27 protein-coding genes are annotated in these 24,960 nt (G+C 66.6%); 21 read left to right on the top strand and 6 right to left on the bottom strand.

All coding sequences use genetic code 11. The features are described from left to right. Positions 1–214 precede the first annotated feature (214 nt). The 5 genes from QC821_RS01990 (at position 215) to QC821_RS01970 (ending at position 4,264) form a co-directional block, all read left to right on the top strand. Entirely contained in the window at positions 215–967 is a 753-nt protein-coding gene (locus tag QC821_RS01990; protein WP_309716278.1) for a 5-oxoprolinase subunit PxpA, read from the top strand. Next, positions 964–1,668 carry a 5-oxoprolinase subunit PxpB gene (gene pxpB, locus QC821_RS01985; RefSeq protein ID WP_309716276.1) on the top strand — a complete coding sequence of 235 codons (705 nt, stop codon included), beginning with the start codon at positions 964–966 and terminating at the stop codon, positions 1,666–1,668. The genes QC821_RS01990 and pxpB overlap by 4 nt, the downstream gene beginning before the upstream one ends. Further along, positions 1,665–2,594: a 5-oxoprolinase subunit C family protein gene (locus tag QC821_RS01980; protein ID WP_309716273.1), complete on the top strand. Its 930-nt coding sequence runs from the start codon at positions 1,665–1,667 to the stop codon at positions 2,592–2,594. The genes pxpB and QC821_RS01980 overlap by 4 nt, the downstream gene beginning before the upstream one ends. A gap of 193 nt (positions 2,595–2,787) precedes the next feature. Continuing rightward, entirely contained in the window at positions 2,788–3,543 is a 756-nt protein-coding gene (locus tag QC821_RS01975) for an ABC transporter ATP-binding protein (RefSeq protein ID WP_309716270.1), read from the top strand. Continuing rightward, positions 3,536–4,264: an ABC transporter ATP-binding protein gene (locus QC821_RS01970; protein WP_309716268.1), complete on the top strand. Its 729-nt coding sequence runs from the start codon at positions 3,536–3,538 to the stop codon at positions 4,262–4,264. Before QC821_RS01975 ends, QC821_RS01970 begins: the two co-directional genes overlap by 8 nt. Positions 4,265–4,270: 6 nt before the next feature. Here the strand turns inward: QC821_RS01970 and QC821_RS01965 are convergent, their stop codons facing one another. After that, the gene (locus QC821_RS01965) at positions 4,271–5,116 is read right to left on the bottom strand and encodes a helix-turn-helix transcriptional regulator (RefSeq protein ID WP_309716265.1); all 846 of its coding nucleotides are present in this window, start codon (positions 5,114–5,116) and stop codon (positions 4,271–4,273) included. Positions 5,117–5,222: 106 nt separating this feature from the next. Between QC821_RS01965 and QC821_RS01960 the strand changes: the two genes are divergently transcribed. From QC821_RS01960 to QC821_RS01900, 13 genes are all read left to right on the top strand, one after another. Continuing rightward, positions 5,223–6,455, top strand: a complete 1,233-nt coding sequence (locus QC821_RS01960) for an ABC transporter substrate-binding protein (RefSeq protein WP_309716262.1) — start codon at positions 5,223–5,225, stop codon at positions 6,453–6,455. Between the two features lie 83 nt (positions 6,456–6,538). After that, positions 6,539–7,426 (top strand): branched-chain amino acid ABC transporter permease, encoded by an 888-nt coding sequence (locus tag QC821_RS01955; protein ID WP_309716260.1) that lies wholly within the window; start codon positions 6,539–6,541, stop codon positions 7,424–7,426. Positions 7,427–7,428: 2 nt separating this feature from the next. Next, the gene (locus QC821_RS01950; RefSeq protein ID WP_309716257.1) at positions 7,429–8,424 is read left to right on the top strand and encodes a branched-chain amino acid ABC transporter permease; all 996 of its coding nucleotides are present in this window, start codon (positions 7,429–7,431) and stop codon (positions 8,422–8,424) included. Between the two features lie 34 nt (positions 8,425–8,458). Continuing rightward, complete coding sequence (locus QC821_RS01945; protein ID WP_309716255.1) at positions 8,459–9,286, top strand: phosphoenolpyruvate hydrolase family protein; 828 nt, start codon at positions 8,459–8,461, stop codon at positions 9,284–9,286. Positions 9,287–9,310: 24 nt separating this feature from the next. After that, positions 9,311–9,745: an SRPBCC family protein gene (locus tag QC821_RS01940; RefSeq protein WP_309716252.1), complete on the top strand. Its 435-nt coding sequence runs from the start codon at positions 9,311–9,313 to the stop codon at positions 9,743–9,745. A 10-nt stretch (positions 9,746–9,755) separates the two neighbouring features. Then, entirely contained in the window at positions 9,756–10,976 is a 1,221-nt protein-coding gene (locus QC821_RS01935; RefSeq protein ID WP_309716249.1) for a Tm-1-like ATP-binding domain-containing protein, read from the top strand. Then, positions 10,973–11,806 (top strand): phosphoenolpyruvate hydrolase family protein, encoded by an 834-nt coding sequence (locus QC821_RS01930; protein ID WP_309716247.1) that lies wholly within the window; start codon positions 10,973–10,975, stop codon positions 11,804–11,806. Before QC821_RS01935 ends, QC821_RS01930 begins: the two co-directional genes overlap by 4 nt. A 38-nt stretch (positions 11,807–11,844) precedes the next feature. Next, on the top strand, positions 11,845–12,702 hold the full coding sequence (locus tag QC821_RS01925) for a branched-chain amino acid ABC transporter permease (protein WP_309716244.1): 858 nt from the start codon (positions 11,845–11,847) through the stop codon (positions 12,700–12,702). Further along, positions 12,699–13,673 (top strand): branched-chain amino acid ABC transporter permease, encoded by a 975-nt coding sequence (locus QC821_RS01920; protein WP_309716243.1) that lies wholly within the window; start codon positions 12,699–12,701, stop codon positions 13,671–13,673. The genes QC821_RS01925 and QC821_RS01920 overlap by 4 nt, the downstream gene beginning before the upstream one ends. Then, a complete protein-coding gene (locus tag QC821_RS01915) occupies positions 13,670–14,917 on the top strand; it encodes an ABC transporter substrate-binding protein (RefSeq protein ID WP_309716240.1) in 1,248 nt (415 codons plus the stop codon). The genes QC821_RS01920 and QC821_RS01915 overlap by 4 nt, the downstream gene beginning before the upstream one ends. Further along, positions 14,910–15,674, top strand: a complete 765-nt coding sequence (locus QC821_RS01910) for an ABC transporter ATP-binding protein (protein WP_309716237.1) — start codon at positions 14,910–14,912, stop codon at positions 15,672–15,674. The genes QC821_RS01915 and QC821_RS01910 overlap by 8 nt, the downstream gene beginning before the upstream one ends. After that, positions 15,667–16,383, top strand: a complete 717-nt coding sequence (locus tag QC821_RS01905) for an ABC transporter ATP-binding protein (RefSeq protein WP_309716234.1) — start codon at positions 15,667–15,669, stop codon at positions 16,381–16,383. Before QC821_RS01910 ends, QC821_RS01905 begins: the two co-directional genes overlap by 8 nt. 68 nt (positions 16,384–16,451) lie before the next feature. Next, the gene (locus tag QC821_RS01900; protein WP_309716231.1) at positions 16,452–16,658 is read left to right on the top strand and encodes a DUF3820 family protein; all 207 of its coding nucleotides are present in this window, start codon (positions 16,452–16,454) and stop codon (positions 16,656–16,658) included. Between the two features lie 23 nt (positions 16,659–16,681). Here the strand turns inward: QC821_RS01900 and QC821_RS01895 are convergent, their stop codons facing one another. Further along, positions 16,682–17,488, bottom strand: coding sequence for a sulfite exporter TauE/SafE family protein (locus QC821_RS01895; protein ID WP_309716228.1), 807 nt, complete (start codon positions 17,486–17,488; stop codon positions 16,682–16,684). A gap of 180 nt (positions 17,489–17,668) precedes the next feature. Between QC821_RS01895 and QC821_RS01890 the strand changes: the two genes are divergently transcribed. From QC821_RS01890 to QC821_RS01880, 3 genes are all read left to right on the top strand, one after another. Further along, the gene (locus QC821_RS01890) at positions 17,669–18,397 is read left to right on the top strand and encodes an ABC transporter substrate-binding protein (protein ID WP_309716226.1); all 729 of its coding nucleotides are present in this window, start codon (positions 17,669–17,671) and stop codon (positions 18,395–18,397) included. Between the two features lie 232 nt (positions 18,398–18,629). Next, positions 18,630–19,982 carry an NADP-specific glutamate dehydrogenase gene (gene gdhA, locus QC821_RS01885; protein ID WP_309716223.1) on the top strand — a complete coding sequence of 451 codons (1,353 nt, stop codon included), beginning with the start codon at positions 18,630–18,632 and terminating at the stop codon, positions 19,980–19,982. Positions 19,983–20,068: 86 nt separating this feature from the next. Next, positions 20,069–20,389 carry a hypothetical protein gene (locus tag QC821_RS01880; RefSeq protein ID WP_163501324.1) on the top strand — a complete coding sequence of 107 codons (321 nt, stop codon included), beginning with the start codon at positions 20,069–20,071 and terminating at the stop codon, positions 20,387–20,389. A 39-nt stretch (positions 20,390–20,428) separates the two neighbouring features. On the opposite strand, the gene QC821_RS01875 is transcribed toward QC821_RS01880, so the two are convergent. The 4 genes from QC821_RS01875 to QC821_RS01860 are packed head-to-tail and all read right to left on the bottom strand — an operon-like array spanning position 20,429 to position 24,945. Further along, complete coding sequence (locus QC821_RS01875) at positions 20,429–20,824, bottom strand: RidA family protein (RefSeq protein ID WP_309716216.1); 396 nt, start codon at positions 20,822–20,824, stop codon at positions 20,429–20,431. A 14-nt stretch (positions 20,825–20,838) separates the two neighbouring features. After that, a complete protein-coding gene (locus tag QC821_RS01870; protein WP_309716213.1) occupies positions 20,839–21,606 on the bottom strand; it encodes a DUF3726 domain-containing protein in 768 nt (255 codons plus the stop codon). Beyond that, positions 21,603–23,363 carry a hypothetical protein gene (locus QC821_RS01865; protein ID WP_309716211.1) on the bottom strand — a complete coding sequence of 587 codons (1,761 nt, stop codon included), beginning with the start codon at positions 23,361–23,363 and terminating at the stop codon, positions 21,603–21,605. The genes QC821_RS01870 and QC821_RS01865 overlap by 4 nt, the downstream gene beginning before the upstream one ends. Then, positions 23,356–24,945, bottom strand: coding sequence for a BCCT family transporter (locus QC821_RS01860; RefSeq protein WP_309716209.1), 1,590 nt, complete (start codon positions 24,943–24,945; stop codon positions 23,356–23,358). The genes QC821_RS01865 and QC821_RS01860 overlap by 8 nt, the downstream gene beginning before the upstream one ends. Between the last annotated feature and the right edge of the window lie 15 nt (positions 24,946–24,960).

Genomic DNA, 24,960 nt, shown 5'->3' with positions numbered 1-24,960 from the left:
CGCGATTAGCGCCTGTTATTGATGTTGTAAGCACGCACGCTAGTTAATTGATAATCCTCTCGTACCGCGACGTCAACCATTTTTCCACCTAATAACAACATGATAGAAGCTGCCGATATTCAATATCGCCAAAAACGATTGGCACTCGAGGAGTCGAGTTCATATATTGGTGTTCATATCCGGATAACCTTCTTCAATAATAACAGGAGCCCTCATGGCCATTCCCCTGCTCAACTGCGACATGGGCGAGAGCTTCGGCAACTGGACCCTGGGCATGGACGCCGAGGCCATGCCCTATGTCGACTGTGCCAACATCGCCTGCGGCTTCCACGCCTCCGACCCCCACGTGATGCGCCGCACCGTGGCACTGGCCGCCGAGCACGGGGTGCGCATCGGCGCCCATCCCGGCTACCCCGACCTGATGGGCTTCGGCCGCCGCTCGATGGCCTGTACGCCCGCCGAGGCCGAAGACCTGGTGCTCTACCAGGTCGGTGCGCTGGCCGGCATCTGCCAGGCCGAGGGCACCCGGCTGCACTACATCAAGCCCCACGGCGCGCTGTACAACGACATGGCCCGCGACCCGGCGCTGCTCGAGGGCGTCATGCGCGCGGTACGCGCCTACGACCCCAGCCTGCCGCTGATGCTGATGTCCACCGCCGACCCGGCGCCGAGCCGCGAGCTGGCGGCGCGCATGGGCGTGACGATTTGGTTCGAGACCTTCGCCGACCGCGCCTATGATGGCAACGGCCACCTCGCCTCGCGGCGCCTGCCGAACGCCGTGCATCACGATCAGGCGACCATCGTTGCCCAGGCCGTGGCGCTGGCCAAGGGCGAGCCGCTCACCGCCCTGGATGGCACCGTGCTGCAGCTGCCCAGCGACACCCTCTGCGTGCACGGTGACAATCCCGAGTCGGTGGCCGCGGTGCGCGCCATTCGCGAAGCCTTCCAGGCGCTGGAGCAGGCGTGACGCCACGTATCGACACCACCGCCATGGATGCCCTGATGGTGCGCTTGTTCGACACCATCGACGAGCGCAACATGGCCTGGGTCATGGCCGCCGACCGCGCCCTGCGCGATGCCTTCGGCGCGGCGCTGATCGACCTGGTGCCCTCCTATACCACCCTGCTGGTGCACTACGACTGCCAGCGGCTCGGCCACCTCGAGGCACGTGCGCGCAGCCTGGAAGCCCTGGAGGGCTTGGCCCCCGCCGACACCCAGGCCGGACGGCTGCACGAGATCCCGGTGTGGTACGACGAGAGCGTCGGTCCGGAGCTGCCGCGGGTCGCCAAGCGCGCCGGCCTCGACGTCGAGACGCTGATCGCGCGCCACTGCGACCACGACTACTGCGTGTTCGCGCTGGGCTTCGCCCCCGGCTACGGCTTCATGGGGCTGGTCGATGAGGCGCTGGCGACCCCGCGCCTCGAGACGCCGCGACACAAGGTCGCCGCCGGCAGCGTCGGCATCGCCGATCGCCAGACGGCCATTTACCCGCTGCTCTCACCCGGCGGCTGGAATATCCTCGGCCGCACCGCGGTGCCGCTGTTCGAGCACGCGCGGCGCGGCGAGCCGCTGCTGCGCCCCGGCGACAAGGTCCGCTTCACGGCCATCTCGCGCGCCGAGTTCGAAGCCGAGGGAGGTGACACCACGCCGCTGGAGGAGCGCCCATGAGCGACGGCATGGTGGTCAAGCAGGCCGGCCCGCTGGCGCTGGTGGAGGATGGCGGCCGATTCGGCGTGCGCCACCTGGGGGTGACCCAGGGCGGTGCCGCCGACTGGATCTCGTTTCGCTGGGCCAACTGGCTGCTCGGCAACCCCCTCGACAGTGCCGCCCTGGAAATCGTCATGGGCGGCGGTCTGACCCTCGAGGTAGAGCGGGCCACCCGCCTGGCGCTGGCCGGCGCCGACCTCGCCGCCACCCTCGACGATGCGCCGCTCACTCCCGGCACCAGCTTCACGGTGCGCCCCGGCCAGCGGCTGGTATTCCGCCAGCCGCGCGCCGGGCTGCGCACCTACCTGGCGTTCCCCGGCGGCCTCGCAGCCCCCGAGGTGCTGGGCAGCCGCGCCTGCACCGTGCGCGAACGCCTGGGCGGCCTCAACGGCGACGGCCAGCCGCTGGCCGTCGGCGACCGCCTCGGCTGGCCCGGCGCGGCGCCCGCCGAGCGTCGGCTGCCCGAGGGCCGGGGACCGCGCATGCCCGAGCCAGGCTGCCACCTGGCGCTGGTGCCCGGTGCGCAGATCGCCCACTTCAGCGGCGCCAGCCTGTTCCGCGCCTTCAACCTGCCCTGGCATGTCGACAACCGCGCCGACCGCATGGGCGTGCGGCTGACCGGCCCGGCGCTGCGTTGCTCGCTGCGCGGCATGGTCTCGGAGGGCATTCCGCTGGGCGCCGTGCAGGTACCCGCCGACGGCCAGCCCATTGTGCTGCTCAACGACCGGCAGACCATCGGCGGCTACCCGCGGCTGGGCGCCCTCACCCCCAGCGCCTGCGCCACTCTCGCCCAGTGCCTGCCGGGCAGCGAGGTGCACCTGGCACCGCTAAGCCCCGGCCAGGCACAGGAAGCGCATCTGCGCCAGCTAAGGGTCTGGCACGATTAATTTTTCATCTATTTTTCAACAAATTGCATGGATCACCGCCAGCCGACCCGCAATCCCAATGTGGGTTTCGGATAGTTTGTCGTGCGCTATGATCATGGCGAAATGGCCCTGTATGCACCATAACTGAATGGCCGGGCGAGACCGCCCGGCGGCCAAATACGCACCCATAACGACAATAGCGGCGGAGCCTGTGATGCCAGAGGCAATCATCGAGACCACCGGCCTGACCAAGAGCTTCAAGGGCTTCAAGGCGGTCAACGACATCTCTTTTCAGGTGCTGCCGGGCACCATCCACGCCATGATCGGCGCCAACGGCGCCGGCAAGACGACCTGCTTCAATCTGCTCACCAAATTCCTGGCCCCCACCAGCGGCCAGATCCTGTTCAAGGGCCGCGATATCACCGCCCTCAAACCGGACCAGATTGCCCGCCTGGGGCTGGTGCGTTCGTTCCAGATCTCGGCGGTGTTCGGCCGCCTTACCGCGCTGGAGAACGTCAAGCTGGCACTGCAGCGCCACCGCGGTGAATCCTATGACTTCTGGGGTTCGCACCGGCGCCTCGACCACCAGCGACGGCGTGCCGAGGAGCTGCTCGACGACGTTGGCCTGAGCGATGTGGTCGACACTCCCGCCGCCGAACTGCCCTACGGCCGCAAGCGCGCCCTGGAGCTGGCCACTACCCTGGCACTGGATCCGCAGGTGATGCTGCTCGACGAGCCGCTGGCCGGCATGGGCACCGAGGACGTCGGCCGCATTGCCGCGCTCATCCGTCGCGTCGCCGAGGGCCGCACCGTGCTGATGGTCGAGCACAACCTCGGCGTGGTCGCCGAGCTGTGCGACCGCATCACGGTACTGGCCCGCGGCGAGGTGCTGGTGGAGGGCGACTACGCCACGGTGTCCAAGGACCCGCGAGTCATTGAATCCTATATCGGAGGTGCCGCGCATGGCTGAACCAGCACTCGACCCGCGCCCCGCGCCAATGCTCAGCATCCGCGGCCTGCAGGCCTGGTACGGCGAAAGCCACGTGCTCCACGGCATCGATCTCGAGGTGCCCGAGGGCCAGGTGGTGACCCTGCTGGGGCGCAACGGCGCCGGCAAGTCGACGACCCTCAAGTCGATCATGGGCATCGTGCCGCGGCGCCAGGGCAGCATTGCCCTGCAAGGCGTCGAGACCGTCGACCGGCGGCCCTACCATATCGCTCGCCAAGGGATCGCCTTCTGCCCCGAGGACCGCGGCATCTATGCCACCCTGGACGTACGCGAGAACCTCGAGTTGCCGCGGCGCATCAATTCCAGCGGTCTTTCCACCGAGCAGATACTCGACCTCTTTCCCAACCTGCGTGAACGCCTGCGCAGCCCCGGCTCCAAGCTCTCCGGGGGCGAGCAGCAGATGCTGGCGATCGGCCGCATCCTGCGCACCGGAGCACGCTTTCTGCTCCTCGACGAGCCCACCGAAGGCCTGGCGCCGGCCATCGTCGAGCAGATCGGCAACACCATCCGCCACCTCAAGGAACAGGGCTACACCATCCTGCTAGTAGAGCAGAACCTGCGCTTCGCGATGTCGCTGGCCGACCACCACTACCTGGTCGACCACGGCCAGGTGGTGGCCAGCTACGACCGCCAGAGCATCGAGCACAACGCCGATGCGCTGCTGGCCCAGCTCGGTGTCTGAGCGCGCTCACGCCTGGCTATGGTGGCGAAAGTGCGACGGCGAGACCCCCTTCATGCGCTTGAAGGTCTTGGAGAAGGCGAATGGGCTCTGGTAGCCGACCCGTCCGGCGATCTCCTCCACCGGCAGGCTGCTGGTGGCCAGCAGGTGAGCGGCGTGCTGCATGCGCAGCTGGGCCAGCTGCTGCATGGGGCTGCGGCCGAACACCTTGCGGCTGATACGCCGCAGATGCTCGCTGCTGACGTGGGCGATCTCGGCCATCTCCTCGATGGTCCAGTGCTTCTCCAGGGTCGGGATCACCGCGTCGAACACCGCCACGATGCGCGCGTCGCGCCGCCACGGATCGGCGAAGCGCGAGATATAGCGCTCGATGGTATCGCCCCACATCTCGCAGCTGGCGGCATCGCCCTGGCCGTGAAACACCTCGCTGTAGAGCCCCAGGATGGCGTGCTTCATCGGCTCGGGATCGAAGTGCTGCATGATCGGCGCGATGGTGCCCACCACCGAGCGCGGCGCACTCGGCAGGTAGCGCACCCAGCAGTACTGCCAGCGGCTTCCCGGCACGGCATGGAAGGCGTGCAGGCCGTGGGCCGGAGCGAAGGACATCATGTTGCGGCGCATGCTGCACCAGCCGCCGTCGAGCAGCATGCGCCCCTCGCCGCCCAGCGAGCCGTGGATATAGGCGCCGCTGAGCCGCGTGCGCACGATGCGGTAGGGCACCGCGGCATCGCCGACCCCGACGTGGGAAATGTGCCGATCCTTCAGCGCCTGGCAGTCGTCAACGCGCACGATCCACTGCTGGGTATCGTCACCCACGATGTGGGTTTCGGATAGGTAGTCGTGTGCTGACGCCATGGCGGGATCACTCTTTTTGGCCCTTACTGATAGCAGCAACACATAACAGAAAGCGGCTGCTCAAGGCCAACTATAACAACATTTACAACGAGCACAGGAGATTAACATGCCAGCCAAGACCCCTTTGAAAACCTTCGCCCTGTCGTCGATGGTGCTCGCCATGGGCGCCGCCTCCGGCGCCATGGCCAGCAATGGCTTTTCCGATGATGTAGTGCGTATCGGCGTGCTGACCGACATGTCCGGCATCTACACCGACCTCTCCGGCGAGGCTGCGGTGGAAGCCGTGCGCATGGCGGTGGAGGACTTCGGCGGTGAGGTCGGCGGCGTGCCGATCGAGGTGATCTACGGCGATCACCGCAACCGCGCCGATACCGGCGCCAGTCGTGCCCGAGAGTGGTACGACAACGACGGCGTCGACATGATCAACGACCTCTCCAACTCCGGGGTCGCCCTGGCGGTGGCGGCGGTGGCCGAAGAGCGTCAGCGCCACGCCATTTCCAACTCGGCGTCCAACATCGGGCTGACCAACGACTACTGCTCCCCCTATGTGACCCACTACACCTACGACGCCTATTCGCTGGCCCAGGGCACCGGCAAGACGATCGTCGAGGACGGCGGTGACACCTGGTTCTTCCTCACCGTCGACTTCGCCTTCGGCATCGGCCTCGAGGAGCAGGTCTCCGAGGTGGTGCGCGAGGCCGGCGGCCAGGTCGTGGGCGCCGCCCGCCACCCGCTGGACACCACCGACTTCTCCTCTTACGCCCTCCAGGCCCAGGCCTCCGGCGCCGAGATCATCGGTATCGCCTCCACCGGCGCCGATGCCATCAACGCCATCAACGCGCTGTCCGAGTTCGGGGTCTCCCCAGATCAACGCCCGGCTGCCCTGCTGCTGTGGTACGACGACATCGTCAGCCTCGGCCTGGAGGCGGCCCAGGGGCTGCTGCTGACCAACGCCTTCTACTGGGATGCCGACGACGAGACCCGCGAGTTCTCCCAGCGCTTCTACGAGCGCACCGGCCGCATGCCCAACATGGCCCAGGCCGGCAACTACTCCTCCACCATGCACTACCTCAACGCCGTGGAAGCCGCTGGCACGGATGACCCGGACGCCGTCTCCGAGCAGATGCGCGAACTGGAGATCAACGACTTCTTCGCCAGCGGCGGCTATATCCGCCCCAACGGCCGCATGGTCCACGACCAGTACCTGTGGGAAGTCAAGGCACCCGACGAGTCGGAGTATGACTACGACTTCCTGCGCCTGGTGGCCACCATCCCCGGCGAAGAGGCCTTCCAGCCGCTAGAAGACAGCAGCTGCTACCTGCTCGAACACAACCAGTGAGCGCGGCCGCTGCCCGGGGGGCTCCCCGGGCAGCGGTGTGATGCTGATCGTCGCCCCTTCGTTCTCTCTGTGAGCAGTCAATCATGGATATCTTCGGTGTACCCATTCAGGCCCTGATGGGTCAGCTCATGCTGGGTATCGTCAACGGCTCCTTCTATGCCGTCTTGAGCCTCGGCCTGGCGATCATCTTCGGCGTGCTCAAGATCGTCAACTTCGCCCACGGCGCCTTCTTCATGCTGGGCGCCTTCACCGCCTTTCTGCTCGCCCAGCATCTCGGCGCCAACTACTGGACCACGCTGCTGGTGGCCCCCCTGGCCGTGGCGCTGTTCGGCATGCTGTTCGAGTGGCTGTTCCTGCGCCGGCTGTACGGGCTCGACCCGATCTACGGCCTGCTGCTGACCTTCAGCCTGGTGCTGGTGCTGGAGGGCGGCTTCCGGGTTGCCTTCGGCTCCTCCGGCCAGCCCTTCGCCACCCCCGAGGCGCTGCGCGGCACCCTCAACCTGGGCTTCATGATCCTGCCGATGTATCGCGGCTTCGTGATCGTCGCCGCCCTGCTGGTATGCCTGGTGACCTGGTTCGTGATCGAACGCACCTCGCTGGGCGCCAATCTGCGTGCCGCCACCGAGCGCGCCGAACTGACCCAGGCCTTCGGCATCGACGTGCCGCGGCTGGTGACCCTGACCTACGGGGTTGGGGTGGGCCTGGCGGCGTTTGCCGGGGTACTCGCCGCGCCGATCTTCCACGTCAACCCGTCGATGGGCTCGAGCCTGGTGATCATTATCTTCGCGGTGGTCGTCATCGGTGGCCTGGGCTCGATCATGGGCGCCATCGTCACCGGCCTGGGGCTGGGCGTGGTGGAGGGCTTCACCCGGGTGTTCTACTCGGAGTTCTCCTCGACCATCGTGTTCCTGGTCATGGTGCTGGTGCTGCTGCTGCGCCCTGCCGGCCTGTTCGGCCGAGAGGAGGGCTGACCATGCACCTGCGTTCCCTGACCTGGCCGCTGCTGATCGTCGGCCTGCTGGCACTGCTGGCGGTGCCCTTCTTCCCGCAGCTGGTGTATTCGGTGTTCATCATGAAGACACTGTGCTTCGTGCTGTTCGCCTGCGCCTTCAACCTGCTGCTCGGGCATACCGGCATCCTCTCCTTCGGCCACGCCGCCTTCTTCGGCACCGGCGCCTACGTCACCGGCCAGCTGGTCAAGGCCTACGGCGTGCCCACCGAGCTCGGCATCCTCGCCGGCGGCCTGGTGGCAGCCCTGCTCGGCGCAGTGATCGGCGCCCTGGCGATTCGCCGCAGCGGCATCTACCTGGCGATGATCACCCTGGCGATGTCGCAGCTGGTGTTCTTTTTCTTCCTCCAGGCGCCCTTCACCGGCGCCGAGGACGGCCTCCAGCGCATTCCCCGCGGCACCTTACTGGGCATCATCGACCTCAACAGCGATGCGGCCCTCTACTACGTGGTGCTGGGCATCGTCGGCGCCGGGCTGTGGGTGGTATGGCGTACCGTCAACTCGCCCTTCGGCCAGGTGCTGCGGGCGATCCGCGAGCACGAGCCGCGAGCCATCTCGCTGGGCTATCCGGTAGCGCGCTATAAGGTGCTGGTGTTCACCCTCTCCGCGGGACTGTCGGGCATCGCCGGCTCGCTCAAGGCGATCATCTTTCAGCTCGCCGCCCTCTACGACGTGCACTGGCACACCTCCGGCGACGTCATCCTGATGACCCTGCTGGGCGGCATGAACACCGTGTTCGGCCCCGCCGTGGGCGCCGTCATCGTCTCCACCCTCAACCACTACCTGGACCCGTTCGGGGCCTGGGTCACGGTGATCATCGGCGTGGTGTTCATGACCTGTGTGCTGACCTTCCGTCAGGGCGTGGTGGGCGAGCTCGGCCGACTGCTGAGGTCGCGCCACGTACCAAAGCCAACCAAGGCGCCGCCCCACGCCAGCGCCCGTGCCGATAGCCAGCGCTGAACCGACCGCTAACCCTGAGAACAAGGAGGCCAGCATGGCCCAGCTCGATAGAACCACCTTGATGGCCCGCTTTCGTGACATGGCCACCCGTGGCCAACCGATCATCGGCGGCGGCGCCGGTACCGGCATCTCGGCCAAGTGCGAGGAGGCCGGCGGCATCGACCTGATCGTGATCTACAACTCCGGGCGCTACCGCATGGCGGGACGCGCCTCCTCCGCCGGACTGCTGGCCTACGGCAACGCCAACCAGATCGTCCAGGAGATGGCGCTGGAGGTGCTGCCGGTGGTCAAGCACACCCCTGTGCTGGCCGGGGTCAACGGCACCGACCCCTTCGTGATCATGCCCAAGCTGCTGCGCGAGCTAAAGGACCTGGGCTTCTCGGGGGTGCAGAACTTCCCCACCGTGGGCCTGATCGACGGCACTTTCCGCATCAGCCTCGAGGAGACCGGCATCACCTACGCCCAGGAAGTGGAGATGATCCGCCTGGCCCATGAGATGGACATGCTCACAACGCCCTACGTGTTCTCCGCCGAGGAGGCGGTGGCCATGACCGAGGCCGGCGCCGACATCATCGTCGCGCATATGGGCGTCACGGTGGGCGGCACCATCGGCGCCGCCACCGCCAAGACCCTCGACGAGTCAGTGCGGCTGATCGACGAGTGGGCGGCGGCGGCACGCGCAGTGCGCGACGACGTCCTGGTGCTGTGCCACGGCGGGCCCATCGCCACCCCCGAGGACGCCGCCTACGTGATGCGCGAGAGCCAGCATTGCCACGGCTTCTACGGCGCCTCGAGCATGGAGCGGCTGCCCACCGAGATCGCTCTCACCGAGCAGATCCGCCAGTTCAAGGCCATTGCATAAGCTAGTCCACACAAGGAGCACACCATGACCCGCGTCTATGTCAGTGCCGTCATGCCGATCAGCCTGGAGCAAGCCTGGCGCGTGCTGCGCGACTTCAACGGGCTGCCCGACTATCACCCGTTCTTCGCCAAGAGCTACATCGAGGACGGCAAGCCCGCCGACCAGGTGGGCTGCGTACGCCACTTCCACGACCACGACGGCAACGGCATCCGCGAGGAGCTGCTGTCGCTCTCCGACCGCGAGCACCTGTGCTGCTATCGCATCCTCGACGCCCCGGCGCTGCCGGTGCGCGGCTATGTGTCGGAGATGCGGCTCAAGCCGATCACCACCAGCGGCCACTGCTTCGGCGAATGGTGGGCGGAGTTCGAGGTCGACGACGCCGACCATGACGACGTGGTCCAGCGCGTCGGCGACACCTTCCGGCTGGCCTTCGAAGGGGCCGCCGAGCGCGCCAGCTAGGAGATACGCCATGCAAGCCATCGCCTATCTGATCGGCACCTGCGACACCAAGGCCGGCGAGCTGCGCTACCTGCGCGAACGCCTGGCCGCCGCCGGTGTCGCCAGCTGCATCGTCGACGTCGGCACCCAGGGCGACGCCCAGGGAGTTGCCGACATCAGTGCCGCCGAGGTCGCCGCCTGCCACCCCGAGGGTGCTGCCGCGGTGTTCGTCAACGACCGCGGCCGCGCCGTGGCGGCCATGGCCGAGGCGCTGCGCCGCTGGCTGCCCGCGCGCGACGATCTGGGCGGCGCCCTTGGCATTGGCGGCTCCGGCGGCACCGCGCTGATCGCCCCGGCGCTGCGCGAGCTGGACATCGGCGTGCCCAAGCTGCTGGTCTCGACCATCGCCTCCGGCAACGTCGCGCCCTACGTCGGCCCCAGCGATATCGCCATGCTCTACTCGGTGACCGACGTGGCCGGCCTCAACCGCATCTCGCGGCAGGTGCTGGGCAACGCCGCCCACGCCCTGGCCGGCATGCTGCGCGAGCAGATCCCGGCGGTGGCCGACGACAAGCCAGCCATCGGCCTGAGCATGTTCGGCGTCACCACCGACTGCGTGAACCGGCTCTGCGACAGCCTCGAGGCCGACTACGACTGCCTGGTGTTCCACGCCACCGGCACCGGCGGGCGCTCGCTGGAGAAGGTCGCCGACAGCGGCATGATCGAAGGCCTGCTGGACGTCACCACCACCGAGATCTGCGATCTGTTCATGGGTGGCGTGTTCAGTGCAGGCGACACCCGCCTAGATGTCGTCGCACGTACCGCGCTGCCCTACGTCGGATCGGTGGGGGCGCTGGACATGGTCAACTTCGGCGCCCCGGACTCCCTGCCGGCAGCCTACCGCCAGCGCCTGCTCTACGAGCACAACCCGCAGATCACCCTGATGCGCACCACCGCCGAGGAGAACGCGCGCATGGGGCGCTGGATCGGCGACAAGCTCAACCGCAGCCGCGGGCCCGTGCGCTTGCTGCTGCCCGAGGGCGGCGTCTCGGCGCTGGACGCTCCCGGCCAGCCCTTCTACGACCCGTCGGCCGACGCCGCGCTGTTCGAGGCGCTCGAAGCCACCGTCGAGCAGACCCCCGAGCGGCAGCTGATTCGCTCGCCCCATCACATCAATGACCCGGCCTTCGCGGCACAACTGGTCGAGCAGTTCCGCGAGGTCATGGCAACACGTTCAAGGAGCACACATTGAAGAAGTGGAATCGAGAGACGCTGATGGCGCACTTCCAGGCCATGGTGGCACGTGGCGAGCCCATCGTCGGCGGTGGCGCAGGCACGGGACTCTCGGCCAAGTGCGAGGAGGCCGGCGGTATCGATCTGATCGTGATCTATAACTCCGGCCGCTACCGCATGGCCGGGCGTGGCTCGCTGGCCGGCATCATGCCCTACGGCAATGCCAACGAGATCGTCAAGGAGATGGCCCGCGAGGTGCTGCCGGTGACTCAGAACACCCCCGTCCTGGCTGGCGTCTGCGGCACCGACCCCTTCGTGTTCATGGAACCGTTCCTGGCCGAGCTCAAGGCGATGGGCTTCGCAGGGGTACAGAACTTCCCCACCGTGGGCCTGATCGACGGCACCTTCCGCGCCAACCTGGAAGAGACCGGCATGCGCTACGCCCAGGAAGTGGAGATGATCCGCCAGGCCCGCGCCGCCGGGCTGCTCACCACGCCCTATGTGTTCAGCGCCGAGGACGCCCATGCCATGACCGAGGCCGGCGCCGACATCATCGTTTGCCATATGGGCCTGACCACCGGTGGCAGCATCGGCGCCGAGACCGCCATGAGCCTCGACGACTGCGTCGGCGCCATCAACGACTGGGCGGCGGCGGCCAGGGCCGTGCGTGACGATGTGATCGTGCTCTGCCACGGCGGCCCGATTGCCGACCCCGAGGACGCCGAGTACATTCTGGCTCGCTGTCCCGACTGTCACGGTTTCTACGGCGCCTCGAGCATGGAGCGCCTGCCCACCGAGCGCGCCCTGACAGAGCAGACCCGAGCCTTCAAGAATATTCGTCGGGGCTGATTTATCATGTGCTTCAACGACGCTTGGGGGGTGTGGCAATGAACACCTTCTACTTCCTGGCCCTCAACGGCCTGACCATGGCGGCGCTGCTGTTCATCATGGCCAGCGGCCTGACCCTGGCCTTCGGGCTGATGCGGGTGGTCAATCTGGCCCACGGCGCCTTCTACCTGCTGGGCGGCTATGTCGGGGTCCAGGTGATCCGCGACACCGGCAGCCTGCCATTGGGCATTCTCGCTGGCGGTGCCGTAGCCCTTGTCGGCGGACTGCTGATGGAGCGTTTCCTGCTGCAGCGGGTACGCGGCCTGGACCTCTCCGAGGCGCTGCTGACCATCGCCGTGGGGCTGATCATCGCCGACGCCCTGCTGGTGGTCTACGGCGGGCAGCCGGTGAGCCTGCCGCTGCCCCGCGAGCTGCGCGCGCCGGTGGACCTGGGCGTGATGATGTACCCCTACTTCCGGGTGCTGATCATGATCTTCGCCGTGCTGCTGGGCATCGCGCTATGGCTGGTGATGACCTATACCCGACTCGGTGCGGCCATTCGCGCCGGCGTCGACGACCGCGAAACCGCCATGACTCAGGGCATCAACGTGCCGCTGCTGTTCGGCGGCGTGTTCGCCGTGGCCAGCTTCCTGGCCGGCGTCGCCGGCGTCATCGGCACCTCCTACATGTCGCTGACCCAGGGGCTCGACGTGCGCGTGTTGATGCTCTCGCTGGTGGTGATCATCATCGGCGGCATGGGCTCGCTCAAGGGGGCCGCGGTCGGCGCGCTGATCACCGGCATGGTGTCGAGCTTCGCCACCGGCTACCTGCCGCAGTTCGCGCTGTTCTTCCTGTTCCTGCCGATGACGCTGATCCTGGTCTTCCGCCCCCAGGGCCTGTTCGGGAGGGTGACATGAAACGCGAATACCTGATCATTGTGATGATCCTCGTCGCCCTTGCGGCCTGGCCGCTGGTGATGGGCAACTACGCGGTCTCCCAGGCAAACCGGGCGATGATCTACGCCCTGGCAGCGCTGAGCTTCTCGCTGCTGGCGGGCCGGCTGGGCTGGTTCTCGCTGTGCCAGACCACCTTTGCCGGCATCAGCGGCTACACCATCGCCATCCTGGGGGTGCGCTTCGGCCTGCCCTTCCCGCTGGTGGTCACGCTGGCGCTGCTATTGACCACGCTGAGCGCGGTGATCTTCGGCCTGCTGACGGTGCGCTCGCGCAAGGTCAGCTTCCTGATGCTGACCCTGGCGCTGGGCCAGATGGTCTGGGCGCTGTCGTTCCAGTGGGTAGACGTCACCGGCGGCTACAACGGCATCGCCGGGGTACGCATGCCGGTATATGGGGACCTCAATCTCAACGATACCCGGGTCTTCTACGCCCTGGTCACGACGGTCACGGTGGCGATCTACCTCGCCGTGTGGCGGCTGTATCGCTCGCCCTTCGGCCTGCTGCTGCTGGGCATCCAGGAGAATGAGCAGCGCATGCGCGCGCTCGGCCACCCGGTCGCCCTGGCCCGCTTCACCGCCTTCGTGCTGGCGGGTGCCATTGCCGGCGTGGCGGGGGTCTTCCTGGTCTACGACATGGGCATCATGTCGCCGTCACCGCTGGGGCTCGGCCACGCCGTTTGGGTGCTGACCGCCGCTGTGCTGGGCGGCTATCGCAGCCTGCTCGGCCCGGCGATTGGCGTGGCCGTGCTGATCGCCCTGGAGACTCTGGTTTCCCAGTACACCGACCGCCACATGATGGTGATCGGTGTGGTGCTGCTGCTCTCGATTCTGCTGATGCCGCGCGGGCTGGCAGAGGTCGCCGAGCAGTATTTCACGCGCAAGTCGAAGCCCCAGGCTTCTGTGACAACAACAACCCGAGGAGAAGAGCCATGAAGTACGCCAAGACGCTCATCGTAAGCAGCATATCCGCCCTGGCGGTAGGCGCCACCGCCCACCTGCAGGCCGACGACACCCTGCGCATCGGCGTGATCGGCCCCACCACCGGGGTGTTCTCCTTCTTCGGCGACCAGCAGCGCATGGGCGTGGAGCTGGCCATGGAGGAGCTCGCAGAGCAGCTGGAGGCGCTCAATATCGAGGTCGAGTTCTACGACTCCCAGGGCGATGCCGAGACCACCGTCGACCGGCTGCGCGCCATGGAGTCGCGTGACGACGTCGACCTGGTGGTAGGCCCAGTGCTCGGCGGTACCGGCCTGGCCGGCCTGGAGTGGGCCAAGGGCTCGGGCATGCCGACGGTGATCTCCTACTCGGCTCCCGAGGACATCACCATGCGCGACCGCGCCGAGAACGTGGTGCGCGCCGGCTGGACCGGGGCGCAGCCGATGTTCGCCTTCGGCGAGTACGTCGCCGAGGAGCTCGGCCACCGGCGCATCATTGCGGTGGGCCAGGACTACTCCTTCCCCTACAACCAGCTGGGCGGCTTCCTCAAGGGTTTCTGCGCCGCGGGCGGCGAGTCGGTGGAGCGCATCTGGCACCCCACCGGCACTTCCGACTACAGCTCGATCCTGGCGACCCTGCCGGACGGCGATGCGCTGCTCTACAACGGCGCCGGCAGCGACGGCCTGGCGTTCTTCCAGCAGTACTACGACTTCGGTATCGACGCGCAGATGCCGCTGCTCGGTGGCTCCAACTTCTTCGCCGTGGGCGACCTGCCGGAGATGGGCGAGCAGGCCATCGGCGGCCTCTCGGCGCTGCAGTATGCCGAAGGCCTGGAGACCGACAACTTCCAGGCGTTCCGCGACGCCTTCTGGGCGATGCACGGCGACGAGGTCATGCCGCTGGCGCCGGCCGAGCACGGCTATGTGGCCTTCATGATGGCGGTGAACGCCTTCGAGAGCGCCAACGGCGGCGACCGCGACGCGCTGATCGCCGCGCTGCGCGAGACCGAGATGCCGGATGCGCCGCGCGGCCCTTTCCATCTCGACGAGTACGGCAACCCGGTGCAGAACATCTACATCAACGAGGTGCAGGAGGTCGACGGCCGCCTGGTCAATGTGCCGATCGAGACCTACGAGAACGTCAGCCAGTTCGGCCCCTTCGACGCCGAGGAGTACCTCGCCGGCGAGCCCGACAGCCGCGACTTCCCGCCCGGCGACTGCTCGGACCCTTACTATGACTGACCCACAGCCTGAGATGAGCCCTGTGCCGGCGCTGGAGGTCGCCGGCCTGGCCAAGTCCTTCGGTTCGCTGATGGTGGCCAGCGACGTCCACCTGCGGGTGAACGCCGGCGAGCGGCGCGGGCTGATTGGCGTCAACGGCGCCGGCAAGACCACGCTGTTCAACATGATCGCCGGCGAGCTCAAGCCCGACCGCGGCTCGATCGGCTTCTTCGGCGATGACATCACCACCGACACGGTCATCCAGCGCACCCTCAAGGGCCTCGGCCGCACCTATCAGGTATCGACCCTGGTACCGTCGGTCACGGTGCGAGAGAACCTGGCGCTGGCCCGCGGCAATGGCCGGCTGCCGTCGCTGTGGCAACCCTGGCAGTCGCGACTGGACGACGACCTGATGGACACCGCCGAGCGGCTGGGCCTGACGCCGGTGCTCGACGAGACGGTGGCCAACCTCTCCTACGGCACCCTGCGCCAGCTGGAGCTGGCCATGGTGATGGCCCAGCAGCCGCGGCTGCTGCTGCTCGACGAGCCCGCCGCCGGGCTATCACATGCCGAGCGACAGGTGCTGCAAGGCATCCTGCGCAACCTGCCCCAGGAGGTGACGCTGCTGATGATCGAACACGACATGGAGATGGTGCTGGCACTCAGCGACCGCATTTCGGTGCTGCACCAGGGCGAAATGTTCGCCGAGGGCACGCCTGACGAGATTGCCGCCCATCAGGGCGTGCGCGATATCTACCTGGGGCGTGCCGATGGCTGACACGATGATAGGCGTCGAGCACCTCGAGGCCCATTACGGGCTCGGTCTGGCGCTGCAGGGCCTCACCTTCAGCGTAGGCCAGGAGTGTGTCGCGGTGATGGGGCGTAACGGGGTGGGCAAGACCACCCTGGCCAGGGCGCTGATGGGGCTCGATCCGCCCCAGGCGCGAGGTTCGGTGGAGCTGCTCGGCCAGCCGGTACTCGGCTGGTCGCCGCAGCGCATCGCACAGTTGGGGGTCGGCTACGTGCCCCAGGGGCGCCGGCTGTTCCCGTCACTCAGCGTCGACGAGCACCTGCAGCTGAACGCACGCAAGGGCCCCGCCGGGCAACGCTGGTCGCCCAGCCGCGTGTTCGAGCTGTTTCCCTCGCTCGGTCGACGGCGCCGCGCCTACGGCGACCAGATTTCCGGCGGCGAGCGCTCGATGCTGGCCATCGGCCGTGCCCTGGTCACCAACCCCGGCTGCCTGATCCTCGATGAGCCGACGGAAGGCCTGGCGCCCGCCGTGGTCGAGGATGTGGCGCTGAGCCTGAAAGAGCTGAGCCGCGAGGGCGTCGCGGTGCTGCTGATCGAGCAGAACGTCAAGGCCGCGGTAATGGCGGCCGATCGCGCCTACTTCATGTCGGAGGGCCAGATCGTGCACGAAACCGCCGACGGCGAGTCGATGTCCGACGAGGCCACGCTGGGGCGCTATCTGGGTGTCTCGGTCTAGGCGACGATGGCCTTGTGGCGTCAGGCATCGTAGAGTGGCGGCGATTTGCACATCGAGGATCGCCGCCAATGCACCCCGAGGACCTGCAGACCCTGGTCACCATGAAGATGCCCTACGGCAAGTACGCCGGGCGCCTGCTCGCCGACCTGCCCGGCCCCTACCTGGCCTGGTTCGCCCGCGAGGGCTTTCCCGCCGGCGAACTCGGCCGGCTGCTGCAGCTGATGCACGAGATCGACCATAACGGGCTAGGCGAACTGCTCGACCCGCTGCGCTGAGGGTGCCTACAAAAAGGCTGCACTCACGCCGTGGAAACCGTGTAGACCATCTGCATGGCCAGGATCACCAGCATCACCGCGAACACCCGCTTGAGGGTCGCTACCGGCAGGCGGTGGGCGAGCCGTGCCCCCATGGGGGCGGTGAGGATGCTCAGCGGCGCCATCAGCAGCAGCGCCGGCAGATAGACATAGCCTAGCGCCGCGCTTGGCAGGCCCGCCACGCCCCAGCCGTTGATCAGGTAGCCCAGCGCCCCGGCCAGGGCGATCGGCAGGCCCACCGCCGCCGAGGTGCCGATGGCATGCTGAACCTTGATATTGCACCAGGTCAGAAACGGCACTGTAAGCGCCCCACCGCCGATCGCCACCAGCGCCGAGATACCGCCGATCCCGGCGCCGGCTCCGCTGATCCCCAGTGGACCCGGCAGGCCGCGGGTCGGCTTGGGCTTGAGGTTGATCATCATCTGCACGGCCATCAGCAGCATGAAGCAGGCGAAGAAGATCGCCAGTCCGCGGGTCGGAATCAGTGCCGCAACGAAGGTCACCAGGAAGGTACCCGCCAGGATGCCCGGGGTGATATAGCGCACCACCTGCCAGCGCACCGCGCCGTGTCGATGATGCGAGCGCAGGCTCGACAGCGACGACGGCACGATGGCGGCCATCGAGGTGCCCAGCGCCAGGTGGGCGAGGTGTTCGTGGGGCACGCCCTGCAGCACGAACAGCGAGGTCAGCACCGGTACCATGATGCCGCCGCCGCCGATTCCCAGTAGCCCGGCCATCAGGCCGACGAAACCGCCCAGCGCCATATAGGCCAACCACCATACGAGATCCAAGGTCTCACTCCTTATCAGGCACTGTCCGACACCTGCCTGCTCTCAGCCAAAGTTGGCTAGTGTAGAGCAAAAACGCGCCGCGCTGGGCCCCAACACCCTCGCACAACGTCTGACTTCCCCCTGCGACGCGGATTGCTTACCGTGGAACGCATCGACCACTGACAAACCCACGAGGCTTCCATGCAAATCCCCTCCGCCCTGCGCAACACCCTTGCCCCTACCGGCGTGCTGCGCGCCTCCATCAACCTGGGCAATCCGATTCTCGCCGGCCGCGACCCTGAAAGTGGCGAGCCCTGCGGCGTCTCGGTCGACCTGGCGCGGGCCTTTGCCGAGCGACTGGGCGTCGAGATCGAACTGCTGGCCTTCGACTCCGCTGGCCAATCAGTCGAGACCGTCACCGCCGAGCGCGCCGATATCGGCTTCTTCGCCATCGACCCGCTGCGCGGCGAAGGCATCCACTTTACCGCCCCCTATGTACTGATCGAAGGCTGCTATCTGGTCAGCGACGACTCGCCGCTGACCGACAACGACCAGGTCGATAGCACCGGCACACGGGTGGTGGTGGGCAAGGGCAGCGCCTACGACCTCTACCTGAGCCGCGAGCTCAAGCAGGCCGAGATCGTCCGCGCCCCGACCTCCACCGCGGTAGTGGCGCAGTTCGTCGAGCAGCAGCTCGAGGTCGCCGCCGGGGTCAAACAGCAGCTGGAACAGGACAGCCAGCAGCATGACGGACTGCGCCTGCTGCCGGGCCGCTTCATGGTCATTCAGCAGGCCATGGGGCTGCCCAAGGGCCGCGGCGAGCAGGCCGCCGACTGCCTGCGTGAGTTCGTCGAGGAGATGAAAGCCAGCGGCTTCGTCGCGCAGGCTCTCGAGCGCCATGGCATCCAGGGTGCCAGCGTCGCGCCCTGACCGCGACTTGCCACCACGGAGTAGCAGCGTCCTGGCGAATGGCCCCGCCAGGACGTTTAACCAACGTTTGTCCTACATTGCCACTGCACCAGCATGGTGCCGAAAATCGGCTTTTTTTGCCGAATTTCCCCACACCTTGCCTCTCATTTTCAACATGGGTCATGCAAGCGCTGCATAATGGTGCATTGAGTCGCTGTACCGTCAACAATCGTTACTGTTGGGGAAACGTCCAATGCCCTATGTCCACGACACCATTTTACGCCTGCGCCATAGTAGTCCGGCCCAGACTGAGTTCTACCAGGCCGCCGAAGAGGTCCTCGAGTGCCTGCGCCCACTCTTCGAGCGCAGCCCCTACTACCACGACCACAGCATCATCGAGCGCATCGTCGAACCCGAGCGCCAGATCATGTTCCGCGTCTGCTGGACCGATGACGCCGGCAAGGTGCGAGTCAACAAGGGCTACCGGGTGCAGTTCAACTCGGCGCTGGGCCCCTACAAGGGTGGCCTGCGCTTCCACCCCAGCGTCACCGCGGGCACCATCAAGTTCCTGGGCTTCGAACAGATCTTCAAGAACGCCCTCACAGGCCTGCCCATCGGTGGCGGCAAGGGTGGCTCCGACTTCGATCCCAAGGGCAAGTCCGACACCGAGATCATGCGCTTCTGCCAGTCGTTCATGACCGAACTCTATCGCCATATCGGCCCCGCCACCGACGTGCCGGCCGGCGATATCGGCGTGGGCGCCCGCGAGATCGGCTATCTGTTCGGCCAGTACAAGCGCCTGACCGGCTGCTATGAGGGTGTGCTGACCGGCAAGGGCCTGAGCTGGGGCGGCTCGCTCGGCCGCAAGGAAGCCACCGGCTACGGTGCGGTGTACTTCGCCCAGAGTATGCTCGAGTCCCGCGGCGAGAGCATTGAGGGCAAGACCTGCCTGGTCTCGGGTGCCGGCAACGTGGCCATCTATACCATCGAGAAGCTCTACGAACTGGGCGCCACGCCGATCACCTGCTCCGATTCCCGCGGTATGCTCCACGATCCACGCGGCATCGACCTGGCGCTGCTCAAGGAGCTCAAGGAGGTCAAGCGCATCTCGCTGGAGGCCTATCTGGCCACGCACCCCGAGGCGCACTACGTGCCGGTGGCAGACTACCCGGCCGATGGCCACGCGGTGTGGCGCATTCCGGCCGACGCCGCCTTCCCCTGCGCCACCCAGAACGAGCTGACCAAGGCCGATGCCGAGACGCTGCTCGGCAATGGCATCCGCTGCATCAGCGAAGGCGCCAACATGCCCGCCACCGCCGACGCCGTCGACCTGTTCCTGGATGCCAGGGTCGCCTACGGTCCCGGCAAGGCGGCTAACGCCGGCGGCGTGGCCACCAGTCAGCTGGAGATGGCCCAGAACAGCAGTATGCAGCAGTGGTCACTGGAGAAAGTCGATGCCAAGCTCAAGGCGATCATGGCCAGTGTCCACCGGCAGTGCGCCGACACCGCCGAGGAGTTCGGCGAACCCAGCAACCTGGTGCTGGGCGCCAACATTGCCGGCTTCCGCAGGGTCGCCGACGCCATGATCGAACAGGGCGTTGGCTGAGCTGGCAATCCCCTTGCCCGGCAATAGCCGGGCTTGGCCTTACTCGGCTATCATGCAGGCACCCAATAGTCATCCATAGGTTGCCCATGAGCTCAGAGTTAACCGATTTCGAACAACGCATGCAGCAGGAGATCGAGGACTTCCTCAAGCCTGACACCAAACCGACGACCACCCCGAGCAAGCCCGCCACGCGTCCCGTCAAGCTCGACAAGCACGACGCCAAGTCGATGAAGACTGGGCATATCGTCAAACTAGCGGTGCGCACCAAACAACTCGAGATGGACACTGCCTTCGAATACCACTCCACCAGCATCTCCAAGCTGGAAGCGCAGATGGACGCCGAGAAGGCCGCCCGTAAGGCCGGCTACCCCATCGTCGGCTACGTGATCGATATTCAGCGGCTTTAACTGTCCGATCTCAGAAGCGACGCAAGGCTGATTATCGACTCAGCTCTGGTCTTCAGCAGGCGCTTCCAACGCCGCATAGGCCACCATCTCCACCAGCATCTCCTCCCGGGCGAAGCCGGAAACGATGATCGCAGCGCGGTTGGGGAAGGGCGCCGTGACGTAGTCGGCGTAGAGGCGATTAACCGTGGCCAGGTCCTCGCGCCGGGTCACATAGATGAGCACCTGGGTCAGGTTCTGCATGCCGCCCCCCGCACGTTCCAGGGTATGGCGCAGGTTCTCGAGGGTCTGGCGCGCTTGTGCCTCGATGCCGCCCGCCACCACGGCGCCATCGCTACCAATCGGAATCTGGGCGGTAAACAGGATGCCGTTGCCGATAACGGCCCACTCCAGCGGCGCCTTGGCGGCGAACAGCTCGGTACGTACGGGATGGATCATGGGATCTCGCTCGATCAGTCGTTGTCGTTGACGCCGGCACCGGCGCCGCCACGCGAGGCCTCGCTGGACTCCACCAGCAGGCGCTGGGCCAGCGTCTTGAGCCGCGCCCAGATAGCGTCATCCACCTCGATCCCGTCGTGCAGGGCCTGCTGGCGGCAGGCCAGCAGCTCCGACTCAGAGTGGCGGGCCAGCAGGTCGAGGTCGTGGTCGGCGCCCAGGGAGGGCAGCAGCTCTACGTGGTTGGCCATCACCAGGGTGATACCGTCGTTGGGCTCGTTCTCTTCGGGCACCTCGCGCACCGAGTAGATCCTTACCTCCGGCGTGGCATGGCCGGCACGAAAGCCCACCACCTGTTCGGTGAGCGGCTTCTGGGCGTTGCGCCAGAACGCGGTGATATTGACCCCGCGCCCCGCCAGCCGGGCCAGGTAGCCCATGATCAGCTGGCGGTTATGACAGCGACGAATCTTCACCACCGAGAGCCCACGGGCCCGGGCCTTGGCATAGCCCAGCTCGGTGGCCAGGCTAATGCTGCGCAGCACGCTGTGGCCCTGGCCATCCAGTACCGCCAGGTCGCCATCCTGGTAGATCACCCGCGGTAGCGCCTCAGGGTCCTCGGCGAGCAGGAAGTCCAGGCCGCGATTGAGCTGATCGACGCCGTTGAAGCCGTGACACTGCATCCAGGCCACCATGTCGGCGGCATCGGCGGCATCGCCCTCGTCGAAGCCGATGCCGCCGAAGGCCTTGCGGCACAGGCCTTGCAGCTCGTTGAATGACACCTTCATGGAGATAGCCCTTGCGATAACGATGGGGGATGTACTCGCCCGCCCTTGCGGCGGGGCTCGAGGGGAAAGCTCCAGTCATCGAAATCCCTCAGATCCTGCGGCTCGGCGTTGAGCTCCTCGACCAGCGGCGCACCCTGGAAGAGCGTAATCCTGACCCAGCGGTCCGACTTGGGATCGAAGCGGCTGGCGCCGAAGAACGACAGCTTGGTGCGCAGCAGATGCATGGGCTTCATGTCGCGATGCCAGAGGTTGGCGTGAATATCGCCATAGGGCGCCTTGACCAGGCTCTGCACGCGGCGAACGATCTCCTTGTGGCGCGGATGCTCGAGCAGAAAGTCGACCACCTTGGCGCGGGGCGCTGCCTCCAGAAAATCACACACCGCCCGGTGGCTATGCGCCACCCGAGAGCCAATGGCGATGGACATCTCCTTCTCGACACCGGGTTCGGCGTGGCGCACCCCGAGGCGGGGCTCCTCCTTTTCCGCGGAGCGATACCAGAACCAGTAGGCCCCCTCGCTGCTCGCGTAGTCATGGCACAGCGCCCAACCGTAGTGTGTCTCGATCAGCTGACGCAGGCGCATCAGCGGCATGTCCGGCTCTAGATCCAGGTTCTCGTCGACGCCCATGCGCTCTTCCAGGGCGTCGACCGTCTGCGGGTAGAGCTCGATCAGCAGCGTATTGAGCAGTTCCTGGGCCTCCAGCGGCAGGGTCCGTGTCGCCCACTCCACCAGCTGCGACCAAAGGTCGGGCTCCAGGGGCACGCTGGCCAGCCAGGTCAGCACGTCCGGCAGCGCGGCCACGCTGGCGGCATTGCGCTCGCTCTGCTCAGGGTCCTCGGTGCGCGTCTCGGCCAGGTGCTGCATGGCGCGGCGGGTCAGCTCGATCAGTCGCTGGCGGTCGCGCTCCTCGGGCACTTGCCGCAGGGCCAGGGCCAGCGCCGTTTCGCGCTGGGTGACCCACTGGGCGATCAGCTGGGGATGGTTGATCAGGAAGGGCGCCATGCCGAGCCCGGTGGAGTTGCCAATCCCCAGGTAGCGCCGCAGTTCGGTGGCCAGCGGGCAGGCGGTCTCCGGCGCCCGGCAGGCGGCCAGGTGCTCCACCTGCTCGATGGAGAAGTGGCGCAGCAGGTAGACCCCGGCCATCTGCGCCGAGAAGGGTCGCCGGAAGTCGGGATTGTCGAGCAGGCGGGCAAAGTCGGCGAGACCGAACTTGCCATTGCCGTAGACCGCCGTGGTGCGATAGAGGTAACCAACCCGCGTCAGCCAGGCGGGGTCGGGCTGCTCGCCTCGTGCCAGGGCGTCGACGAAATGGGCGAAGTTGCGCAGGCTCTTGTTGGCCCGTGACAGTACCAGCACCCGGGGATGCTGACGTCCGGCTTCCTGCAGCGGCACATTGGCGGCCATCTGCGCCAGCAGGCTGTCATCCACGTCACCTTCGACCAGGCCGAAGGTGACATCCCAGGCCTCGGCGATTACCCGGTCGGAGCGCTGCTCATCCGCCAGCGGCTGGGCGAACATCACCCCGTGGTAGCGGGCGTTGGGCGTCTGCAGGCGATAGATCGCCGTGCCATGGCCCTCGGCGTTCAGCTCGAAACGCACCCGGCTGACCTGCCAGCGCTGGCGGGCCATCTGGCGCACCAGGCTGCGCACGAAGCTCAGTCGGGTGGCGTGCAGGCTGCCGAGGCGCTCGAGCCGCATTACCTCATCGGCAGGACGCAGCCCCAGGGGCAGCGCCGCCAGGCGTTCCACATCAGTCATTGACGATCACCTTGGGGCGCGTGGTGAGCCCCTGCTGCCGGGCCATGGCATAGGCCGCCTGGGGCCCGGTCCACAGCGAGGGCAGCAGCACCAGCGAGACCGGAATCGCGGTAATCACAATGAACTGCTGAAGAACGCCAATCTGTCCGGCCCCCATGTAGAGCAGAATGCCGGCCATCAACGACATGGCCACGCCCCAGAAGACACGCACTCCGACGTGGGGGCGATCATGCCCGGTACACACCACAGCGATGGCGTAGCTCATGGAGTCGCCGGTCGTCGCCACGAAGATGGTGGTCAGCAGCAGTATTGCCAAGGCCATCAGGACGCCGCCCGGCAGGGCCTGGGCAACGGTCAAGGTCGCCACATCGAACTGGAAGTTGTTGAGCGCTTCGGTCAGGTCGATTACCCCGGTCAGCTGGTAGTGAATGCCCGAGCCGCCCAGCAGGGTAAACCACACGGTTGTGGCAATCGGCGCCATTACCGCCACGGCCAGGATCATCTGGCGGATAGTGCGCCCACGCGAGATGCGTGCGACGAAGATCGCCATCAGCGGGCCGTAGCCGATGAACCAGGCGAAGAAGAACACCGTCCACCACTGCATCCACCAGGCCGGCGCGGTTTCCGAGGTCACGGTAGCCATGGCCAGGAATGAGCTCAGGTACTCGCCGAAGCCCTGCAAGTAGGCGTTGGTCAGAAATAGGGTAGGACCGAACAGGAAAATGATGACGGCAATCGCCAGCGCCAGGAAAACATTGAAGCGGCTCAGCATCTGTATGCCACGGTGGATACCTGTAGCGGCGGAGGTGACATAGAGCGCACCCAAAATGACCAGAATGACCAACTGGGTGCCATACCCTTCGGCGACCCCGACGAGCTCATGCAGCCCGAAACTGACCTGGGTGGCCAGGAAGCCGATCGGCCCCACGGTGCCGGCCACCACGGCGATCACACAGCAGGCATCGACCACCCCGCCGGGCCAGCCGCTCATCAAACGCTCGCCGAAGACCGGATAGAGCAGCGTCCTGGGCTGCAGCGGCAGTCCCTTATCGTAGTGGGCGTGGGCCAGCACCACGGCGGTTAACGAGCCCAGCACCGCCCAGGCCAAAAAACCCCAGTGCATAAACGACTGCGCCAGCGCACCGGCCACCGCCTCCGCGGTCCCCGGCTCGGTGTCAAACGCCGGCGGCGTGACCACGAAGTGATAGACCGGCTCGCCGGCGGCGAAGAACACACCACCTCCAGCCAGCAGCGTGCACATGATGATCGATAGCCACTTGAAGGTGCTCAGCTCGGGCGTGTCGAGACCGCCAACCCTGGCGCTGGCCGCCGGTGAGATGGCCAGCCCCATGGCGATGAAAAAGGTCAGCAGCAGCAGCAGCTGGAAGTAAGAACCAAGCATGGCGGCAGTCCAGGCGAAACCATTGCCGATGGCGTTGGCCACACCGTCGATGTCGATGATCGACATCACTACGAACAGCACCACGAAGCCGACGCTGAGTCCCAGGACGACGGGGTCTCCGAAGCGGTTGGCGTGCCCGGCGGGCGATCTTTGCGATGGATGATGGTCAGGCGTACTCATGATGTTTTCCTTGTT

The sequence above is a fragment of the Franzmannia qiaohouensis genome (assembly GCF_031451695.1).
Taxonomy (GTDB): domain Bacteria; phylum Pseudomonadota; class Gammaproteobacteria; order Pseudomonadales; family Halomonadaceae; genus Franzmannia; species Franzmannia qiaohouensis.
This window is presented reverse-complemented; position numbering and strand designations above follow the sequence as displayed.

What these genes read in the sequence shown, in the direction of transcription:
- QC821_RS01990 (WP_309716278.1), top strand. Translation starts at nt 215, where the DNA reads ATGGCCATTCCCCTGCTCAACTGCGACATGGGCGAGAGCTTCGGCAAC.
- QC821_RS01980 (WP_309716273.1), top strand. Translation starts at nt 1,665, where the DNA reads ATGAGCGACGGCATGGTGGTCAAGCAGGCCGGCCCGCTGGCGCTGGTG.
- QC821_RS01975 (WP_309716270.1), top strand. Translation starts at nt 2,788, where the DNA reads ATGCCAGAGGCAATCATCGAGACCACCGGCCTGACCAAGAGCTTCAAG.
- QC821_RS01970 (WP_309716268.1), top strand. Translation starts at nt 3,536, where the DNA reads ATGGCTGAACCAGCACTCGACCCGCGCCCCGCGCCAATGCTCAGCATC.
- QC821_RS01965 (WP_309716265.1), bottom strand. Translation starts at nt 5,116, where the DNA reads ATGGCGTCAGCACACGACTACCTATCCGAAACCCACATCGTGGGTGAC.
- QC821_RS01960 (WP_309716262.1), top strand. Translation starts at nt 5,223, where the DNA reads ATGCCAGCCAAGACCCCTTTGAAAACCTTCGCCCTGTCGTCGATGGTG.
- QC821_RS01955 (WP_309716260.1), top strand. Translation starts at nt 6,539, where the DNA reads ATGGATATCTTCGGTGTACCCATTCAGGCCCTGATGGGTCAGCTCATG.
- QC821_RS01950 (WP_309716257.1), top strand. Translation starts at nt 7,429, where the DNA reads ATGCACCTGCGTTCCCTGACCTGGCCGCTGCTGATCGTCGGCCTGCTG.
- QC821_RS01945 (WP_309716255.1), top strand. Translation starts at nt 8,459, where the DNA reads ATGGCCCAGCTCGATAGAACCACCTTGATGGCCCGCTTTCGTGACATG.
- QC821_RS01940 (WP_309716252.1), top strand. Translation starts at nt 9,311, where the DNA reads ATGACCCGCGTCTATGTCAGTGCCGTCATGCCGATCAGCCTGGAGCAA.
- QC821_RS01935 (WP_309716249.1), top strand. Translation starts at nt 9,756, where the DNA reads ATGCAAGCCATCGCCTATCTGATCGGCACCTGCGACACCAAGGCCGGC.
- QC821_RS01925 (WP_309716244.1), top strand. Translation starts at nt 11,845, where the DNA reads ATGAACACCTTCTACTTCCTGGCCCTCAACGGCCTGACCATGGCGGCG.
- QC821_RS01920 (WP_309716243.1), top strand. Translation starts at nt 12,699, where the DNA reads ATGAAACGCGAATACCTGATCATTGTGATGATCCTCGTCGCCCTTGCG.
- QC821_RS01915 (WP_309716240.1), top strand. Translation starts at nt 13,670, where the DNA reads ATGAAGTACGCCAAGACGCTCATCGTAAGCAGCATATCCGCCCTGGCG.
- QC821_RS01910 (WP_309716237.1), top strand. Translation starts at nt 14,910, where the DNA reads ATGACTGACCCACAGCCTGAGATGAGCCCTGTGCCGGCGCTGGAGGTC.
- QC821_RS01905 (WP_309716234.1), top strand. Translation starts at nt 15,667, where the DNA reads ATGGCTGACACGATGATAGGCGTCGAGCACCTCGAGGCCCATTACGGG.
- QC821_RS01900 (WP_309716231.1), top strand. Translation starts at nt 16,452, where the DNA reads ATGCACCCCGAGGACCTGCAGACCCTGGTCACCATGAAGATGCCCTAC.
- QC821_RS01890 (WP_309716226.1), top strand. Translation starts at nt 17,669, where the DNA reads ATGCAAATCCCCTCCGCCCTGCGCAACACCCTTGCCCCTACCGGCGTG.
- gdhA (WP_309716223.1), top strand. Translation starts at nt 18,630, where the DNA reads ATGCCCTATGTCCACGACACCATTTTACGCCTGCGCCATAGTAGTCCG.
- QC821_RS01880 (WP_163501324.1), top strand. Translation starts at nt 20,069, where the DNA reads ATGAGCTCAGAGTTAACCGATTTCGAACAACGCATGCAGCAGGAGATC.
- QC821_RS01875 (WP_309716216.1), bottom strand. Translation starts at nt 20,824, where the DNA reads ATGATCCATCCCGTACGTACCGAGCTGTTCGCCGCCAAGGCGCCGCTG.
- QC821_RS01870 (WP_309716213.1), bottom strand. Translation starts at nt 21,606, where the DNA reads ATGAAGGTGTCATTCAACGAGCTGCAAGGCCTGTGCCGCAAGGCCTTC.
- QC821_RS01865 (WP_309716211.1), bottom strand. Translation starts at nt 23,363, where the DNA reads ATGACTGATGTGGAACGCCTGGCGGCGCTGCCCCTGGGGCTGCGTCCT.
- QC821_RS01860 (WP_309716209.1), bottom strand. Translation starts at nt 24,945, where the DNA reads ATGAGTACGCCTGACCATCATCCATCGCAAAGATCGCCCGCCGGGCAC.